The organism is Variovorax sp. RA8, assembly GCF_901827175.1.
GTDB lineage: Bacteria > Pseudomonadota > Gammaproteobacteria > Burkholderiales > Burkholderiaceae_C > Variovorax.
Window position 1 is genome coordinate 4,865,882 of sequence record NZ_LR594662.1, and the last position, 17,299, is coordinate 4,883,180.

Below are 17,299 nucleotides of genomic sequence, written 5' to 3' on the forward strand. Positions count from 1 at the left end.
CCGGATCAGAGCTTCTGCTGCTGCATGAAGCGATCGAAGGTGCCTTCGGTGAAGCGGAACCAGGCGTTCTGGTCAGCCAGGAACTTGGCCCAGTCGCCGTAGATCTTCTTCCACTCCGGGTTGGTGTTGTTCAGCTCCGCGTAGATTTGCTGGGCCGACTTGAAGGCGGCGTTCATCACGTCCTGCGTGAAGGGCTTGAGCACCGTGCCCGAGCCGACCAGCTGCTTGAGCGCCACGGGGTTGCGCGCGTCGTACTTCGCGGTCATCGTGATGTTGGCCTGCGCGGCCGCCGCTTCGACGATCGCCTTGTACTCGGCCGACAGGCCTTCCCAGGCCTTGGTGTTGATGTAGAAGTCCAGCTGCGGGCCGCCTTCCCACCAGCCGGGGTAGTAGTAGAACTTCGCGACCTTGTTGAAGCCCAGCTTCTGGTCGTCGTAAGGGCCGACCCATTCGAGCGCATCGAGCGTGCCCTTCTCGAGCGCGGGGTACAGGTCGGCGCCGGGGATGGACTGCGGAATCATGCCGAAGGGTTCGAGCACCCTTCCAGCGAAGGGGTTGGTGCGGAACTTCAGCCCCTTCAGGTCGGCGACCGACTTGATTTCCTTGCGGAACCAGCCGCCCATCTGTGCGCCCGTGTTGCCGCCCGGCAGGTTGAAGATGTTGTACTTGGCGTAGAAGGCGCGCATCAGCTTGAGGCCGTTGCCTTCGTACATCCAGGCGTTCATCTGGCGCGTGTTCATGCCGAAGGGCACCGCGCAGCCGAGGCAGAAGGTCGGGTCCTTGCCGTAGAAGTAGTAGGGCGCGGTGTGCGCCATTTCGACCGAGGCGTTCTGCACGCCGTCCACCACGCCGAAGGCCGGCATGAGCTCGCCGCCCGCATGCACGGAAATCTGGAACTTGCCGCCCGTTGCGTCGCTCACCTGCTTGGCGAACACCTCGGCCGTTCCATAGATTGTGTCCAGCGATTTGGGAAAGCTCGAGGCCAGGCGCCAGCGAACAGCGGCCTGCGCGTGGACTGCGGGCGCGATGCCGGCAGCGAGGACGCCGGCAATGCCTGCGTTTTTGATGAGGGAACGACGATCCATTGAGGTTGACTCCGAGTGCTTGGAAAAAACAAGAACGCGGCTCGTGGCCGCGTTGCCGACTTTGCTGTCGAGGCAGCAAGATTGTAAAAAGTGCTTACATGGCCCCGGGGCGGGTTTTCCCTGCGGGCTCGCTCGCGCCAAAGCGCTCGCGTATCGATTGCTCGATGCCGGCTGCGTCAAGCCCGATGCTTGCCAGCAGCCTGGCCGGATCGCCGTGTTCGATGAAGCGGTCGGGCAGGCCCAGCTGCAGCACGGGCCGCTGCACATCGGCCGCCTGCAGCGCCTCCATGACCGCACTGCCCGCGCCACCCATCACGGCACCTTCCTCGAGGGTCACGACGCAATCGTGCGTGGCCACGGTCTTCAGCAGCAGCTCGACGTCGAGCGGCTTGACCCAGCGCATGTTGAGCACCGTGGCATCGAGCGCCTCGGCGGCCTTGAGCGCCGGATGGAGCAAGGTGCCGAAGACCACGATCGCGATGCGCCGCCCGGAACGACGCAGCTCGCCCTTGCCGAAGGGCAGCGCCTCGAGCCCGCGCGGGGTCGGGACGCCGGCGCCCGCGCCGCGCGGATAGCGCACGGCCACCGGGTGATCCTGCGCGAAGGCACTGGAGAGCAGCTGCCGGCACTCGGCCTCGTCGGCTGGGCAAGCCAGGCTCATGTTGGGGATGCAGCGGATGAAGGCGATGTCGTAGGCGCCCGCATGGGTCGCGCCGTCGGCGCCCACCAGGCCCGCGCGGTCGAGCGCGAACACGACCGGCAGGTTCTGGATCGCCACGTCGTGGATCATCTGGTCGTACGCGCGCTGCAGGAAGGTCGAGTAGATCGCGACCACCGGCTTGAGCCCTTCGCATGCCAGGCCCGCCGCGAAGGTGACGGCGTGCTGCTCGGCGATGCCGACGTCGTAGTAGCGCTCGGGGAAGCGCTGCTCGAACTCGACCAGCCCCGAGCCTTCGCGCATCGCCGGCGTGATGCCGACCAGCCGGCTGTCCTGCGCCGCCATGTCGCACAGCCAGTGGCCGAAGACCTGCGTGAAGGTCTGCTTGGGCGCGGTAGCGGGCTTGACCAGGCCGATGGCCGGATCGAACTTGGTGGGCCCGTGGTAGGCCACCGGATCGGCCTCGGCCAGCTTGTAGCCCTGCCCCTTCTTCGTGACCACATGCAGGAACTGCGGGCCGTGCAGGTGCTTGAGGTTCTCGAGCGTGGGCACCAGCGAGTCGAGGTCGTGCCCGTCGATCGGGCCCACGTAGTTGAAGCCGAACTGCTCGAAGAGCGTGGCCGGCACCACCATGCCCTTGGCATGCTGCTCCAGGCGCTTGGCCAGCTCGAACAGCGGCGGCGCCGCGCGCAGCACGCTCTTGCCCACGTTCTTGGCCGCGGCGTAGAAGTTGCCGCTCATCAGCTGCGCGAGGTAGCGGTTGAGCGCGCCCACCGGCGGGCTGATCGACATGTCGTTGTCGTTCAGGATCACCAGCAGCTTGCAGTCGTACACGCCCGCATTGTTGAGGGCCTCGAAGGCCATGCCGGCGGTCATCGCGCCGTCGCCGATGATCGCGACCGCGTGCCTGTCCTCGCCCTTCTGCTTGGCCGCCAGCGCCATGCCGAGCGCGGCCGAGATGCTGGTGGAGGAATGCGCGGTGCCGAAGGTGTCGTACTCGCTTTCGCTGCGCTGCGGGAAGCCTGAGATGCCGCCGATCTGGCGCAGGCTGGGCATGCGCTCGCGCCGCCCGGTGAGGATCTTGTGCGGGTAGGTCTGGTGGCCCACGTCCCACACCAGCCGGTCGTGCGGCGTGTTGAACACGTGGTGCAGCGCCACCGTGAGCTCGACCGTGCCGAGGTTCGAGCTCAGGTGCCCGCCGGTGCGCGAGACGTTGTCGAGCACGCAGCTGCGCACCTCGTCGGCCAGCTGCTTGAGCTGGGCACGGTCGAAATGGCGCAGGGCGGAGGGGTCGTGGAGGGTGGGGAGCAGCGGAGCCATGGGTTTGTAGTTCTCTATCGATCGCGGTCCACGACCATGTAGGCCAGCGCGCGCAAGGCGCCGGTATCGGCCAGCCCACTTCGGTCGAGCGCCTGCAGCGCCTGAACCAGCAGTTCGCGCGCCTGCGCACGCGCGCCGCCGAGGCCGAGCAGCGAGACATAGGTGGGCTTGTCGCTCGCCGCATCCTTGCCCGCGGTCTTGCCGAGTGTCTGCGAGTCGGCCGTGACGTCGAGGATGTCGTCCACCACCTGGAAGGCCAGGCCGATCGCGGCGCCATAGGCGCGCAGTGCATCGAGCGCCTCGGCATCGATGGTGCCGCAGGCGGCGCCCATCTCGACGCTGCCCTGCAGGAGGGCGCCGGTCTTCAGGCGATGCATCTCGCGCAGTTGGGCCTCGTCGAGCGCGAGCCCGACGCTGGCCAGGTCGATCGCCTGCCCGCCGGCCATGCCCTGGCTGCCCGCCGCGCGCGCCAGCAGGCGGCACAGCCGGGCCTGCACCGCGGGCGCGATGCCTTCATCCTCGGGCGTGAGCAGCTCGAAGGCCAGCGCCTGCAGGGCATCGCCGGCCAGCAGCGCATCGGCCTCGCCGAACTTCACGTGCACGGTGGGCTTGCCGCGGCGCAGCACATCGTTGTCCATGCACGGCAGGTCGTCGTGCACCAGCGAATAGGCATGGATGAGCTCGGCCGCGCAGGCGGCACGCAGCGCGGCCTCGGCCTGGCCGCTGGCCGACTCGCTGGCAGCGAAGACCAGCAGTGGCCGCAGCCGCTTGCCGCCATCGAGCACTGCATAGCGCATCGCATCGCCCAGCAGCACCGGTGCATCGACGCCCACCCACCGCGACAGCGCGGCCTCGACGCGAGCGAGCAGCGGCTCGCTCCAGGCCGCAAGGCGCCGTGCATCCCAGCGCAGGGCATCTGCCGCGGCGCTCATTCCCCGGCCCAGGCCTTGAGGCCGTTCGCGTCGAGCACCTTGATCTGATCTTCGACCGCCTGCAGCTTGTCGCGGCAGAAGGCCAGCAGCGCCGCGCCCCGCTGGTAGCTGCCGAGCAATTGGTCGAGCGGCAGTTGTCCCGATTCGAGTTCGGCCACCAGCTGCTCGAGTTCCTGAAGCCCGGCTTCGTAGGTCGCGGGCAACGCGCCGGTGTCGGAAGCTGCGGGTGAAGGAGCCGGTGGGGAGGAAGGAGACACCTTGGGCATGCGGGGATGGGGGATCAAACCGGGCATTTTAGGGCGGGGGCACCAAGGCCGCCCCGCGGCGCCATCGGCCCGGGCCGGCCAAGCCCTTCAGCACGGAGGGCAAAGCAGCAGCACGCTTATTTTTCCCGGGGTACAATCCCGCACTCTCGCGCCGGCGCCCGCCGGCGATTTTCTTGGGGCCGCCCGTTCTTCAGCGGCACCTCCTTGCGTTCTTCCTCCCTGTGGGGAGCTTGGTCAGGTCACCCATGTCTGATTTAAGTCTTCAACTGCAGCAGGCTTCCAGCCAACTCCCGGTTTCCGCGTACTTCGACGAGGCGCTCTATGCCCGCGAGCTGCAAACCCTTTTCGCCGGCGGTCCGCGCTACGTCGGCCACCGGCTCGCGGTGCCCGAACCGGGCAACTACCACGCCCTGCCGCAAGAGCAGCAGGGCCGCGCACTGGTACACACGCCCAAGGGCGTGGAGCTGATCTCCAACGTCTGCCGGCATCGCCAGGCACTGATCCTGCAAGGCCGCGGCGAACTGGATCGGCAGGCCGGCGGCGGCAACATCGTGTGCCCCCTGCACCGCTGGACCTACGCGGCCGCCGACGCACGCACCACCGGCAAGCTGATCGGCGCACCGCATTTCGCACAGGACCCCTGCCTCGACCTGCACAACTATCCGCTGACCGAATGGAACGGCCTGCTGTTCGAGCAGAACCCGCGGGGCGGCGGGCGCGATGTCGCCGCCGACCTGGCCCGGCTAGGCCCGCGCGCGGACCTCGACTTCGAGGGCTACGCACTGGACCGCGTCGAGCTGCACGAGTGCAACTACAACTGGAAGACCTTCATCGAGGTCTACCTCGAGGACTATCACGTCGGGCCCTTCCACCCGGGTCTCGGCAGCTTCGTCACCTGCGAGGATCTGCGCTGGGAATTCGGCCTCCACCATTCGGTGCAGACGGTGGGCGTCGCCAACCGCCTCGGCCGCGCCGGCAGCCCGGTCTACCAGAAGTGGCAGGAGCAGTTGCTGAAGTACCGCGAGGGCAAGCCGCCCAAGTACGGCGCGATCTGGCTCACCTACTACCCGCACGTGATGATCGAGTGGTACCCGCACGTGCTCACCGTCTCGACGCTGCACCCGATGGGGCCGCAGAAGACGCTCAACATGGTGGAGTTCTTCTACCCCGAGGAGATCGTCGCCTTCGAACGCGAATTCGTCGAGGCGCAGCAGGCCGCCTACATGGAAACCTGCGTCGAGGACGACGAGATCGCCGAGCGCATGGACGCCGGCCGCCGCGCACTGATGCTGCGCGGCGTCGACGAGAGCGGCCCCTACCAGAGCCCGATGGAAGACGGGATGCAGCAGTTCCACGAGTGGTACCGCCGCGAGATGGCTGCCTAGAGCCGGAGGGATGCAAGCCCTCTGGATGGTGCTGGCCGCACTGATCTTCGCCACCATGGGCGTGTGCGTGAAGATCGCTTCCGCCTGGTTCACGAGCGCCGAGCTGGTGCTCTACCGAGGCCTGATCGGCATGCTGTTCCTGTGGGTGCTGGCGCGCCAGCGCGGCATCGCGCTCGCCACGCCCTACCCCGGCATGCACGCCTGGCGCAGCCTGATCGGCGTGTTCTCGATGGGTGCCTGGTTCTACGCGATCGCGCACCTGCCGCTCGCGACCGCCATGACGCTCAACTACATGAGCAGCGTCTGGATCGCGGCCTTCCTGGTCGGCGGCGCGCTCCTGGCCTGGGTGCCGGTGCCCGGCCGCGACGGGCGCATTGCACGGCCGCCGCTGCAGGGCCCGCTGGTCCTGACCGTGCTGGCGGGCTTCGGCGGCGTGGTGCTGATGCTCAAGCCCAGCGTCGGCGACGGCCAGGGCTTCGCGGGGCTGGTGGGCCTGATGTCCGGGCTGACCGCCGCCTTCGCCTACATGCAGGTGGTCGCGCTCTCGCGCGTGGGCGAGCCGGAATCGCGCACGGTCTTCTATTTCGCGGTGGGCTCCGCGGTGGCGGGCGGTCTCGTCACGCTGCTGGGCAGCTTCACGCCCTGGGAGCAATGGACCTGGGCGCACGCCGCGTGGCTGCTGCCGGTCGGCGTGCTCGCGGCACTGGGACAGCTGTGCATGACGCGTGCCTATGCAAGCGCCAAGACGCAAAGCGGTACGCTCGTCGTGGCCAACCTGCAATATTCCGGCATTGTCTTTGCGGCAATCTACAGTGTGCTTCTGTTCGGCGACCGCATCGACGCGGCCGGCTGGGCCGGCATGGTGCTGATCGTCGGCAGCGGCATCGCGGCCACCGTGCTGCGTCAGCGCTCGCTGCCCAAGGCGCCCGCCGAAGAGCATTGAGCCATGAAGGAACCGCCATGTACCAGACCCTGATTTCCGTCGACCAGCTCATGGACCTGCAGCGCAACGGCGCCCCGCAGATGGTGTTCGACTGCAGCTTCGACCTGATGAAGGCCGAGGCCGGCCCCGCCCAGTACCGCGCGGCCCACATCCCGGGAGCGATCTACGTCAACCTCGACACCGACCTGAGCGCGAAGCATGGCGCGCCGGGCGCGAACGGGGAGGTCGTGGTGGCGCAGGCCGACGAGGGCCCGCCCGCATCGGGCGGGCGGCATCCGCTGCCCAGCCGCGAGAAGTTCGCAGCCTGGCTCTCCAGCATCGGCTTTGCGAACAACATGCAGGCTGTGGTCTACGACCGCAACGGCGCCAACTACTGCGGCCGGCTCTGGTGGATGCTGAAGTGGATGGGCCACGACGCCGTGGCCGTGCTCGACGGCGGCCTGCAAGCCTGGCAGGCGGCGTGCGGCCCGACGAGCAGCGGCGAGGAGCCGGCGCGCTTCCAGTCCAACTTCGTGCCCGGTGAACCGCTCGCGGCCCTGGTCGACACGCGCACCGTCGCCGCGCGGCTGGAGAAGGCCGATCAGACGCTGATCGATGCGCGCGCCGCCGCACGTTATCGCGGCGAGGTGGAACCCCTGGACCCGATCGCCGGTCACATCCCCGGGGCCCTGAACCGGCCCTTCACCGAGAACCTCGGCCCTGAAGGCAAGTTCAAGCCGGCCGCGCAGCTGCGCGCCGAGTTCGAAGCTCTGCTGCAAGGCCGGGACCCCGCCACGGTCGTCCACCACTGCGGCAGCGGCGTGAGCGCCGTGCCGAACGTGCTCGCGATGCAGATTGCCGGGCTCGGGCCGACCGCGCTCTATGCCGGCAGCTGGAGCGAATGGAGCAACACGCCGGGACTGCCGACCCGGCAAGGTGCGGATGCATGAATCTTCAACGCCTTCTCTGGACTTTTGCGTTCACGGCCCTGGCCGCGGCAGCCCCGCTGGCCGCGACGGCACAGGCGCGCGCGCACGTGCACGGCCAGCTCAAGCTCGACATCGCCATCGAGGGCCCGACCGTGGTGATCGAGATGGAATCGCCGCTCGAGAACTTCGTCGGCTTCGAGCATGCGCCCAAGACCGAGGCCGAGAAGAAGATGGCCGAGGACGCCATTGGACAGCTGCGCGCGGCCGACCAGCTGTTCAAGATCGACCCCGCCGCCAACTGTAAGCTCGGCCCCGTCACGCTCCGTTCGGCGGCGCTGGGCCTGGGCAAGTCCGAGACCGGCGTGGGTGAAGGCCATGCGGATCTCGATGGCACTTTCGCGTTCAATTGCACCAAGGCCACGGAGACGAAGTTCATCGAGCTGGCGTTGTTCAACGCCTTCAAGGGCGTGCGCCAGATCGACGTGCAGATCGTCTCGCCGGACGGCCAGTTCAAGCGCACGCTCAAGCGGCCCGCCACGCGTCTGACGTGGGGCGGCAAGTGACGGTTCGGTGAGCGCGGTTCTTTCCGCCGAAGCGCTGCGCTACGCCTGGCCGGGCGCCCCTGCCTCCTGCATCGACATCGAACACCTCGACATCGAAGCGGGCGAAGCCGTGTTCCTGCACGGGCCCAGCGGCTGCGGCAAGAGCACGCTGCTGTCGCTGCTGGCCGGCGTGCTGGTGGCCGATGCGGGCCGCATCACCCTGCTGGGCCAGGACTGGGCCACGCTCTCGGGCGCCGCGCGCGACCGCCAGCGCGTCGCACACGTGGGCTACATCTTCCAGCAGTTCAATCTGCTGCCCTACCTGAGCGTGCTCGACAACGTGCTGCTGCCCTGCCGCTTCTCGGCACGACGCCGCGAGCAGGCCGGGCGCGAAGGCGGCGCGTGCGCGCAGGCCGCGCAATTGCTCGAAGCAATGGGCTTGCCGCAAGCCTTGTGGAAACGCCAGGCGATGCAGTTGTCGGTCGGCCAGCAGCAGCGCGTGGCCGCGGCCCGCGCGCTCATCGGCCACCCCGAGGTCGTGATCGCCGACGAGCCCACCTCGGCACTCGACGAGGACCGCCGCGAGGCCTTCCTCGACGTCCTCATCGAGGCCTGCCGCGCGAACCGCAGCGCCCTGGTGTTCGTGAGCCACGACCAGCGCATCGCGGCGCGCTTCGGCCGGCATCTGCTGCTGCCCGAGATCAACCGCGCGGCCATGGGCGAGCCCCCATGAAGGCCCTGTTCGCGATCGCCTGGAAGAGCGCCTGGAACCGCCGCTTCACGCTGGCGCTCACGGTGCTGTCGATCGCGCTGTCCACCTTCCTGCTGTTGGGCGTCGAGCGCATCCGCACCGAGCTGCGCGACAACTTCTCCGCATCCGTCTCGGGGACCGACCTGATCGTGGGCGCACGCACCGGCTCCTCGCAACTGCTGCTGTACTCGGTGTTCCGCATCGGCGCCGCCACCAACAACATGCAGTGGCAGAGCGTGCAGGCCCTGGCCGCGCACCCGGGCGTGGATTGGGTAGTGCCGCTGTCGCTGGGCGACTCCCACCGCGGCTTCGCGGTGCTTGCGACCTCGCCGGACTACTTCCAGCATTTCCGCTACGGCAACCGCCAGCCGCTGCGGCTGCGGGAGGGCAAGCCCTTCGCCGAACTCTTCGACACGGTGATCGGCGCCGAAGTGGCGGATCGGCTCGGCTACCACGTGGGCCAACGCATCACGCTGGCGCACGGCAGCGGCGAACTCAACGTGGCCGAACATGCCGACAAGCCCTTCGTCGTGGCGGGGGTGCTCGCGCGCACGGGCACGCCGGTCGATCGAACGGTCCACATCGGCCTGGAAGCGATGGAGGCCTTGCATCTCGAATGGCGCGGCGGCGCGCCGCTGCCGGGCGTGCGCATCCCGGCCGAGCAGGTCCGCAAGTTCGATCTCAAGCCCAAGACCGTGACCGCCGCGCTGGTCGGGCTCAAGAACCGGGCCGCGGTGTTCTCGGTGCAGCGCTGGGTTTCAACCTACCAGCCCGAGGCGCTGATGGCCATCCTGCCCGGCGTGGCGCTGGACGAGTTGTGGAGCGTGATCGGCGTCGGCGAGAACGCGCTGCTGCTGATGTCAGCGCTGGTCGCGCTGGTCAGCCTCGCAGGGCTGGTGTCGGTGGTGATGGCGGGGCTGAACGAGCGGCGCCGCGAGCTCGCGGTATTGCGTGCGGTGGGCGCCAGCCTGCGCCATGTGCTGGCGTTGCTGGCGCTCGAAGGCGCGATCGTCACACTGCTGGGCGTGGCGCTCGGCCTCGTCGCGGCGGCGCTGGGGATCGCCCTGCTTTCGCCATGGCTGCAGGCCCAGTTCGGGCTGACACTCTCGCTGTCCGAACCTACACTCAATGAATGGGCCTTGCTCGCCGGCTTGCTGGCGGCGGGCTGGCTTGCGAGCCTGCTGCCGGGCGTGCGCGCCTACCGGCTCTCTCTTGCAGACGGCCTCTCCCCAAGGATCTGAACATGATGAAGACATTGCGTCCCCTGCTCCTGGCGCTGTGTGCCGCGACCGTCACGGCCTACGCTGCCGACCCGGCGCCGCAGTCGACCTCGGCCACCAACCCGCTGGGCGGCAAGAACGCCGCCGCCAAGCCCGCGCCGGGTCAGCCGCGGCTGATTGCCTGGGAAGAATTGGTGCCCAAGGACTGGGACCCGATGAAGGAATTCAAGGGCATGGACCTGAGCAAGCTGGAGGACGGCGATCCTCGCGCCAACGAGCTGCTGATGAAAATGCAGGAAGTCTCGAACAACGCGCCCACCAACCCTGCGATGAACGGCGTGGAGATCAAGCTGCCGGGCTTCATCGTGCCGCTGGAAGAGAACAAGGGCGAGGTCACGGAGTTCCTGCTGGTGCCCTACTTCGGCGCCTGCATCCACACCCCGCCGCCGCCGGCCAACCAGATCGTGCACGTGCGCCCGCGCCAGGGCGCGAAGTTCCGCGCCATGGACACGGTATGGATCACCGGCAAGCTCCAGACCCTGCGCAACGATTCGATGATGGGCGTGAGCGGCTACCACATGACCGCGGAGAGCGTCACCAAGTACACCGGCGGGGCGAAGTAGCAGACGACCGCAGCGCCCGGGGCCTATGATGAACGGGACGCTGCCCTTTCGATGGCAGCGCGCCCGGTTCCATCATCCAAGGAGCGTTCCATGTCCAATCACGTCTACAAACTCCTCGAACTCACCGGCTCTTCGCCCACGAGCAGCGACGATGCCGTGCAGCGTGCGATCGCGAAGGCCAGCGAGTCGGTGCGCAACATCCAGTGGTTCGAGGTCACCGAGACCCGTGGCCACGTGCAGGACGGCAAGATCGCGCATTGGCAGGTCACGCTGAAAGTGGGCTTCACGCTCGAGGACTGAAGAAGGGCCCGGTGCGGACCGGGGCGACCTCAGTCCGGCGCCTGCATGACGCGATCGAATTCCTCGTCGGCCGGCACGTTGTCGGCATCGAGCTCGCTGGCATCGCTCAGGTCGATGCCGGTTTCCTCGGAAAGCTCGTCCGGCGCTCCGGCCTCGACTTCGTCCAGAGCTTCGCCTTCGGGCAGCTCGTCGTCCTCGATTTCTTCTTCCGTTGGATCGTCGACGGGATCGACGGAGCGCAGCGGGGGATCGGCGCGGTTCATGATCGGCTCCTAGGCTGTTATGGCTCGCGTTGGCAAGCCCCAAGTGTGAGCCTCCTCGCCCGACTTGGGTAGCCCGAGTTTGCAACCGGCCGAACGGGCGGTGTGTCGGAAATCGCCGCGTTCGGCCTCTTCAATGCTTGTGGCCGTGTTCCTCGTGCGCGGGCTCGGCATGCTCATGGGCATGTTCGTACTCGCCATGGGCCAGGCGGCTGACGCCCATCACCAGCAGGAGACCCGCGGCGAGCCAGGCGATCTGCCATGCGGTCTCGCGCGCGCTCAGGCGCTTTTGCAGTTGCGGAATCAGGTCGGCCAGCGCCACGTAGACAAAGCTGCTGGAGGCCAGCACCAGGAAGTAGGGAAGCCAGCCGTGGAGCTGGTCGACCAGCCACCAGCCGGCCAGGCCGCCCAGCGCGGTCATCGTGCCGGCGAGCGACACCTTGACCAGCGCCGCCCGCGCATCGGGCGAGCTCTGGCGCAGCACCACCAGGTCGCCGATGTGGTGCGGTACTTCGTGCGCAAGCACCGCGAGCGCGGCGACCAGACCCAGGCGCAGGTCGGCGATGAAGGCCGAGGCGATCAGGATGCCGTCGCCGAAGCAATGCACGCTGTCGCCGGTGAGCACTGCCCAGCCGCCGCTCTTGCGCAGATGGTCGTGGCCGTGCGAATGCGAGCGCCCGTGTCCGTGTCCGTGGCCATGGTCGTGGTCGTGGTCGTGGTGCTCCTCCTCGCCATGATGGTGCTCGTGGCCGTGGTGCCAGAGTTCGGCCTTGTCGAGCAGGAAGAACAGCACCAGCCCGCCGAGCAGCACGCCGAACAGCAGGCCCGGTTCGATGCGGCTCTCGAAGGCCTCGGGCAGCAGGTGCATGAAGGCGGTGGCCAGCAGCGCGCCAGCCGCCAGGCTCAGCAGGTGCTGCGGATCGACGCCGCCGCCGCGGCGCACGCCCACGCGCAAAAGCAGCGCGGCGACCCAGACACTTCCGATGCCGGCAACCAGAGTCGCGGCGATGATGACGAACAGGTTCATGTCGGCTTCACGAGAAAAAACAAAAGCCGCCCATCGGACGGCTTTCAGCAGAAAGCGCGGCGCCTCAGTCGATGCCGTGGCTATGGAACCAGGCCAAGGCACGCTTCCAGCCGTCCTCGGCCGGGCCCGCGACGTAGCTCGGCCGGTAGTCGGCATGGAAAGCGTGGCCCGCTTCGGGGTACACGACGAACTGGGAGGCCTTGGCCGCCGGAGAGCCGGTGGCCAGAGCGGCTTTCATCTTATCAACCGTGTCAAGGGGGATGCCCTGGTCCTTGCCGCCATAGAGACCGAGCACCGGCGCCTTCAGCTCGGCAACCAGGTCGATCGGATGCTTCGGCGTCAGCGCGCCGGGCTGCCCGACCAGCCGGCCATACCAGGCCACGCCCGCCTTGACCTTGCCAGTGGCCGCATAGAGCCAGACGATGCGGCCACCCCAGCAGAAGCCGGTGATGGCGGCCTCGTCGGCGTCGCCGCCGTTGGCCGCAGCGTACTTCAGGGCGCCGTCGAGGTCGGCCATCACTTGCGCGTCGGGCACCTTGCTGACCACTTCGGCCTGCAGCTTCGGGATGTCGGTGTAGCTGCGCGGATCGCCCTGGCGCGCATAGAGCTCGGGCGCAATCGCGTAATAGCCGGCCTTGGCGAAGCGGCGGCAGGTGTCGGCGATGTACTCGTGCACACCGAAGATCTCCTGCACCACCAGCACCACGGGCAGGCCGGTCTTGCCGGCAGGTGCGGCGGCGTAGGCCGGCACATCGAAGCCGTTCACGCTGTACTTGACGGGGCCGGCCTTCAGGCCGTCGGCGGGGGTGTTGATCGCGGTCTGCGCCGCGATGGGCAGCGTGGCCGCCGCATAGCCGACGCCGATGGCGGCCTTGAGAGCGGTGCGGCGCGTGGTGCCTTGCCAGGTGCTCTCGCCGGGGCGAAGCGAATCGAACTCGGCTTGCAGATCGGAACCTGTCTGGGAATGGCGCATCAGGGGCATCAGTACGGACTCCTTGAAGAAATCGACAACCAGGCACGCAGGCGCGCGCCACCGCAAAGGCCCGCACTGTAGGCGATCAGGCGTGAATCCGCTGTGACTGGGAAATCCCGTCATAGGCCCGCACGGCGAGCGCCGACGCCAGGACCCGTGCCGGATCGACCAGCCGCAGCCCGGCGACGGCCGCCGAGCCTTGCAGCCCCAGCGGGATCTCGGTGCAGCCCATGACGATGGCCACCGGGCCATGCCGATCCGCCAGTTGCTGCGCAACCCGGCTGAAGCAATGCTCCGCCAGACACATGTCGCCGGCTTTCACGCCCTCGTAGATGCCGCGCATCAGCAGCCTGCGCTCCTCGGCCAGCGGCAGGTGGCAGGCCAGGCCCGCATCGGCGAGCGCCTGCTCGTAGAGCCCCACGCGGTAAGTGCCCTCGGTCGCCATCAGCGCCGTGCCGCGCACGCCCTCGGCGGCGAGTTGCGCGGAGACCTCGCGCGCCACATGCAGTACCTCGATCTGCGGGAAACGCTCCTGCAGCGTGGCGTGCCAGGCATGGGCCGTGTTGCAGGCGATCGCCACCGCGCGGCTGCCGAGGGCGGCCAGCCGTCCCAGCGCCTGCAGCATGGGCTCCAGCGGCTGGTGGGCACCGAGCGCGTTCGATTCGAGCGCGCCGCTGCGGTCGGGCACCGGCACCTGCGCCAGCCAGTGCTCGGGAAAGGCCTGGTCGCGCACCGGCTCGCCGCGCTCACGCATGAGCCGGGCACAGGCTTCGACGAAGAGGCGCACGAAGTCGGCGCCCGCCGCCGGCCCCATGCCCCCAAGGATGCCGACCGTCTGCGACTTCAGCATCGCGGCCTCCCTGCCTCGATCAACGCCTGCGCTCAGGTTGCGGGTTTGTCAGTAGGCGACTTGATGTTGTCGCGCAGCTGCGGGCTCATCGGCAGGTTCAGCGGCACGTTCTTGGGCGGGATCGGCTGCAGGAACCACTTGGTGTACATCTTCTCGAACTCGCCGCTCTTCATCAGGCCGATGAAGGTGTCGTCGACCAGCTTCTTGAAGGCCGTGTCGTCCTTCGCCAGCATGCAGGCATAGGGCTCGACCTGCAACGCCTCGCCGACCACCTCGAACTCGGCCGGGTTCTTGGCATTGGCCATCAGTCCATACAGCAGGATGTCGTCCATCGCGAAAGCCACGGCGCGGCCGCTCTCGACCAGCAGGAAGGCGTCGGCGTGGTCCTTGGCCAGCACGATGTCCATGTCGAGGTTCTTCTCGGCGTTGTACTTGCGCATGACCAGCGCGTTGGTGGTGCCGGTAGTACTGGTGATCGTCTTCTTTGCGAGGTCGGCGTAGTCCTTGATGTTGGAGGACTTCTTCACCAGCAGGCGCGTGCCCGTGTAGAAGTGGTTGACGGCGAAGCTCACGTCCTTGGCGCGTGCGCTGTTGTTCGTGGTGGAACCGCACTCCAGGTCGACGGTGCCGTTGCTCAGCAGAGGAATGCGGTTCTGCGAGGTCACGGCCATCATTGCCACCTCGAGATTGGGCTTGTTGAGCTTCTTCTTGACCGCTTCGACCACCGCATTGGAGAGCTCGACCGAGAAACCGATCGGCTTGCCGCCGTCCAGGTAGCTGAAGGGCACCGAGGACTCGCGGTAGGCGAGCGTGATCTTGCCGGAGGCGGCGATCTTGGCCAGGGTGTCGGCAGCCTGCGCACCCGTTGCGGCAGCGGCGAGCGCCACGGCAGCCATCAATACGGAAATCTTCATGCGAGCCCTTTCGATCGGAATGGAATGTGTTGCCGAGTGTAGGAACGATTCACGCGGTGGCCACAATTCCTTTTGCACCCACGCCCATGACCAAAAGTTATGGCCCGGCGCCCGGAGCCTGAAAGGCATGAGCTTTGGCTATGGGCGGCGGCGCTTTTGGCATTTCACGCACGCGCGGCCGGCGCCTAGAGTCGGCGCATTCAACAAGCGACAGGAAGAAAGCGTCATGCATGTGGGTGTGCTGGGTGCCGGCATCGTGGGCCTGGCCACGGCGTGGCAGTTGAGCCAGCGGGGCGTCCGGGTGAGCGTGGTCGACCGCGCGGCGCCTGGGTCCGGCGCAAGCGGCGGCAACGGCGCGCAGCTGAGCTATTCCTACGTGCAGCCGCTGGCCGACGCTTCCATCTGGAAGCAGCTGCCCAAGCTGCTGTTCTCGCCCTCCTCCCCGCTGAAGCTGCGGCCCCAGCTCGATCCGCTGCAGTGGCGCTGGGGCCTGGCATTTCTCGCGGCCTGCAACGCGCGCACCTCGCGCGAGACCACGTCCCGGTTGCTGGCACTGGCGGCCGAGAGCCGCGCCGCCTTCGAGACCATGCTGGCCGGGCTCGATCCCGACTGCGACTACTCCAGCACCGGCAAGCTGGTCCTGTATGGGAGCGCCGCCTCGCTGGACGGCGCCCGCCGTCAGCTCGAGCTCCAGCGCACGATGGGCAGCGAGCAGCGCCTGGTCACGCCCGACGAATGCATCTCGATCGAGCCCGCGCTCGCGGCTTACCGCGACCAGATGGCCGGCGCCGTCCACACGCCCAGCGAATGTGCCGCCGACTGCCTCAAGCTCTGCAACGCGCTGGAGCGGGCGTTGCGGGCGCGCGGTGTGCGCTTCCTGCTCGACTGCGAGGTGCAAGGCTTCGACCGGCGCGATGGCCGCGTGGCGGCGGTGCAGACCAGCGCGGGCGACGTGGAGGCGGACGCCTTCGTCATGGCCCTTGGCACCGCCTCGCATCGGCTGGGTCGCCAGCTCGGCGCCTACCTGCCGGTCTATCCGCTCAAGGGCTACAGCATCACGGTCGATGTGGACGGGGCGCCCGATGCGGCGCCGCAGGTCAGCGTGACCGACAGCGCGCGCAAGGTGGTGTTCGCGCGCATCGGCTCGCGCCTGCGGGTGGCGGGGATGGCCGAGCTGGTGGGGCACGATGCCAGCATCCCGGCCACGCGCATCGAGACGCTGGCGGCGGCGACGCGCGCCGTGTTTCCACAGGCCAGCCGCATGGAGGCGCTCCATCCCTGGACCGGCATGCGCCCGGCCACGCCGACGGGCGTGCCCATCATCGGGCGCCTGGCCGGTGCGCCGTCGAACATGGTGTTCAACACCGGCCACGGCGCGCTGGGCTTCACGCTGGCTTTCGGATCGGCGGAGCGCGTGGCGCGGCAGCTGACGGCCTAAGCCATTTCCTCGATCGCCTCGCGCATGCAGCGCGTGATGCCGCGCACCGCCACCGAGTCGGGCCGTTCGGCAAAGCGCAAGGCACGGATCGGCACCGGGATGCACGGCTCGAGCGCCAGCACATCCACCTTCTCGCGATCGGCAGAGCCGGCGGTGCAGCCGTCGACCAGTGCCACGCCCAGCCCATGGTGCGCCATGGCCAGCGCGGCATGGTAGGTCTGCACCGTGACCACGGCCTGCTGGAAGCCCACGCCGGCCTGTCGGCAGGCCTGGCTCAGGCTGGTGCCCACGGGGTCACGGCTGTCGAGCCCCACCACCGGGACCTTGACGAGGTCGTGCAGCGCCACCGAGCCGTTGCGCACCAGCGCGCGCGGCAGCATCCCCTTGGGTGCGATGCACACCATGCGGCTGTCGGCCAGCGCCTCCTGCGTGAGCGAGGGATGCACCGCGGGACTGAAGGCGAAGCCGACGTCGGCCTCCTGCCGCAGCAGGGCCGACATGATCTGCGGCGAATGCAGCGATTCCACCGTGACGACCACGCCCGGATGCTGCTCCCGGAACGCCTTGAGCGCGCGCGGCAGCACTTCATAGCTCAGCGCCAGCACGGTGAGGATGCGCAGCTCGCCCGCGTTGCTGCCGGTGCGCAGATGGGCCGCCAGCCGCTGCACCTCGTCGAGCTGCGCGAAGAGGCGCTCGATGTGCGGATAGAGCGCCTGCGCCTCGGTCGTGGGCGTGAGCCGCCCCTTGGCGCGCTGGAACAGCGGGAAGCCCAGCTGGAGCTCCGCATGCTGCAGCGTGCGGCTGACGGCCGGCTGCGTGATGTTGATGAGCCTGGCCGCCGCGCTCACGCTGCCGGTGAGCATGATGGCGTTGAAGACCTCGATGTGGCGCAGGCGCATCGCGT

At 68.3% G+C, this 17,299-nt stretch carries 19 protein-coding genes; 9 read left to right on the forward strand and 10 right to left on the reverse strand.

The window, feature by feature from the left end:
- Nucleotides 1-5: 5 nt before the first annotated feature.
- The 4 genes from E5P3_RS22935 to xseB form a co-directional block, all read right to left on the reverse strand.
- Nucleotides 6-1,085 (reverse strand): TRAP transporter substrate-binding protein, encoded by a 1,080-nt coding sequence (locus E5P3_RS22935; protein ID WP_162588059.1) that lies wholly within the window; start codon nucleotides 1,083-1,085, stop codon nucleotides 6-8.
- A gap of 94 nt (nucleotides 1,086-1,179) precedes the next feature.
- Entirely contained in the window at nucleotides 1,180-3,063 is a 1,884-nt protein-coding gene (gene dxs, locus E5P3_RS22940) for a 1-deoxy-D-xylulose-5-phosphate synthase (protein WP_162588060.1), read from the reverse strand.
- A 14-nt stretch (nucleotides 3,064-3,077) separates the two neighbouring features.
- On the reverse strand, nucleotides 3,078-3,995 hold the full coding sequence (locus E5P3_RS22945; RefSeq protein ID WP_162588061.1) for a polyprenyl synthetase family protein: 918 nt from the start codon (nucleotides 3,993-3,995) through the stop codon (nucleotides 3,078-3,080).
- A complete protein-coding gene (gene xseB / locus E5P3_RS22950; protein ID WP_162588062.1) occupies nucleotides 3,992-4,261 on the reverse strand; it encodes an exodeoxyribonuclease VII small subunit in 270 nt (89 codons plus the stop codon). The genes E5P3_RS22945 and xseB overlap by 4 nt, the downstream gene beginning before the upstream one ends.
- Before the next feature lie 245 nt (nucleotides 4,262-4,506).
- Here xseB and E5P3_RS22955 point away from each other — a divergent pair, with 245 nt between their 5' ends.
- The 8 genes from E5P3_RS22955 (at nucleotide 4,507) to E5P3_RS22990 (ending at nucleotide 10,933) form a co-directional block, all read left to right on the forward strand.
- On the forward strand, nucleotides 4,507-5,646 hold the full coding sequence (locus E5P3_RS22955) for an aromatic ring-hydroxylating oxygenase subunit alpha (RefSeq protein ID WP_162588063.1): 1,140 nt from the start codon (nucleotides 4,507-4,509) through the stop codon (nucleotides 5,644-5,646).
- A 10-nt stretch (nucleotides 5,647-5,656) separates the two neighbouring features.
- Nucleotides 5,657-6,589, forward strand: coding sequence for a DMT family transporter (locus E5P3_RS22960; protein ID WP_174263091.1), 933 nt, complete (start codon nucleotides 5,657-5,659; stop codon nucleotides 6,587-6,589).
- A gap of 17 nt (nucleotides 6,590-6,606) precedes the next feature.
- Complete coding sequence (locus E5P3_RS22965; RefSeq protein WP_162588064.1) at nucleotides 6,607-7,518, forward strand: sulfurtransferase; 912 nt, start codon at nucleotides 6,607-6,609, stop codon at nucleotides 7,516-7,518.
- Nucleotides 7,515-8,060 (forward strand): DUF2796 domain-containing protein, encoded by a 546-nt coding sequence (locus E5P3_RS22970; RefSeq protein WP_162588065.1) that lies wholly within the window; start codon nucleotides 7,515-7,517, stop codon nucleotides 8,058-8,060. The genes E5P3_RS22965 and E5P3_RS22970 overlap by 4 nt, the downstream gene beginning before the upstream one ends.
- 7 nt (nucleotides 8,061-8,067) lie before the next feature.
- Nucleotides 8,068-8,772 carry an ABC transporter ATP-binding protein gene (locus E5P3_RS22975; protein ID WP_162588066.1) on the forward strand — a complete coding sequence of 235 codons (705 nt, stop codon included), beginning with the start codon at nucleotides 8,068-8,070 and terminating at the stop codon, nucleotides 8,770-8,772.
- Complete coding sequence (locus tag E5P3_RS22980) at nucleotides 8,769-10,031, forward strand: ABC transporter permease (RefSeq protein WP_162588067.1); 1,263 nt, start codon at nucleotides 8,769-8,771, stop codon at nucleotides 10,029-10,031. Before E5P3_RS22975 ends, E5P3_RS22980 begins: the two co-directional genes overlap by 4 nt.
- A 2-nt stretch (nucleotides 10,032-10,033) precedes the next feature.
- A complete protein-coding gene (locus E5P3_RS22985) occupies nucleotides 10,034-10,633 on the forward strand; it encodes a DUF3299 domain-containing protein (protein WP_162588068.1) in 600 nt (199 codons plus the stop codon).
- Between the two features lie 90 nt (nucleotides 10,634-10,723).
- Nucleotides 10,724-10,933, forward strand: coding sequence for a dodecin (locus tag E5P3_RS22990; RefSeq protein ID WP_162588069.1), 210 nt, complete (start codon nucleotides 10,724-10,726; stop codon nucleotides 10,931-10,933).
- Between the two features lie 29 nt (nucleotides 10,934-10,962).
- On the opposite strand, the gene E5P3_RS22995 is transcribed toward E5P3_RS22990, so the two are convergent.
- The 5 genes from E5P3_RS22995 to E5P3_RS23015 all read right to left on the reverse strand — a co-directional run bounded on the left by E5P3_RS22995 (nucleotide 10,963) and on the right by E5P3_RS23015 (nucleotide 14,957).
- Nucleotides 10,963-11,196, reverse strand: coding sequence for a hypothetical protein (locus E5P3_RS22995; RefSeq protein WP_232073276.1), 234 nt, complete (start codon nucleotides 11,194-11,196; stop codon nucleotides 10,963-10,965).
- Nucleotides 11,197-11,326: 130 nt separating this feature from the next.
- Nucleotides 11,327-12,220, reverse strand: coding sequence for a ZIP family metal transporter (locus E5P3_RS23000; protein ID WP_162588070.1), 894 nt, complete (start codon nucleotides 12,218-12,220; stop codon nucleotides 11,327-11,329).
- Between the two features lie 64 nt (nucleotides 12,221-12,284).
- Nucleotides 12,285-13,202: a dienelactone hydrolase family protein gene (locus tag E5P3_RS23005; RefSeq protein WP_232073278.1), complete on the reverse strand. Its 918-nt coding sequence runs from the start codon at nucleotides 13,200-13,202 to the stop codon at nucleotides 12,285-12,287.
- 76 nt (nucleotides 13,203-13,278) lie between these two features.
- On the reverse strand, nucleotides 13,279-14,043 hold the full coding sequence (locus E5P3_RS23010; protein ID WP_162588071.1) for an aspartate/glutamate racemase family protein: 765 nt from the start codon (nucleotides 14,041-14,043) through the stop codon (nucleotides 13,279-13,281).
- A gap of 32 nt (nucleotides 14,044-14,075) precedes the next feature.
- The gene (locus tag E5P3_RS23015) at nucleotides 14,076-14,957 is read right to left on the reverse strand and encodes a transporter substrate-binding domain-containing protein (protein ID WP_162588072.1); all 882 of its coding nucleotides are present in this window, start codon (nucleotides 14,955-14,957) and stop codon (nucleotides 14,076-14,078) included.
- A gap of 226 nt (nucleotides 14,958-15,183) precedes the next feature.
- Here E5P3_RS23015 and E5P3_RS23020 point away from each other — a divergent pair, with 226 nt between their 5' ends.
- Nucleotides 15,184-16,395: a D-amino acid dehydrogenase gene (locus E5P3_RS23020; protein ID WP_162588073.1), complete on the forward strand. Its 1,212-nt coding sequence runs from the start codon at nucleotides 15,184-15,186 to the stop codon at nucleotides 16,393-16,395.
- Here the strand turns inward: E5P3_RS23020 and E5P3_RS23025 are convergent.
- Nucleotides 16,392-17,294 (reverse strand): LysR family transcriptional regulator, encoded by a 903-nt coding sequence (locus tag E5P3_RS23025; protein WP_162588074.1) that lies wholly within the window; start codon nucleotides 17,292-17,294, stop codon nucleotides 16,392-16,394. The two genes, E5P3_RS23020 and E5P3_RS23025, sit on opposite strands and share 4 nt — an antisense overlap.
- Between the last annotated feature and the right edge of the window lie 5 nt (nucleotides 17,295-17,299).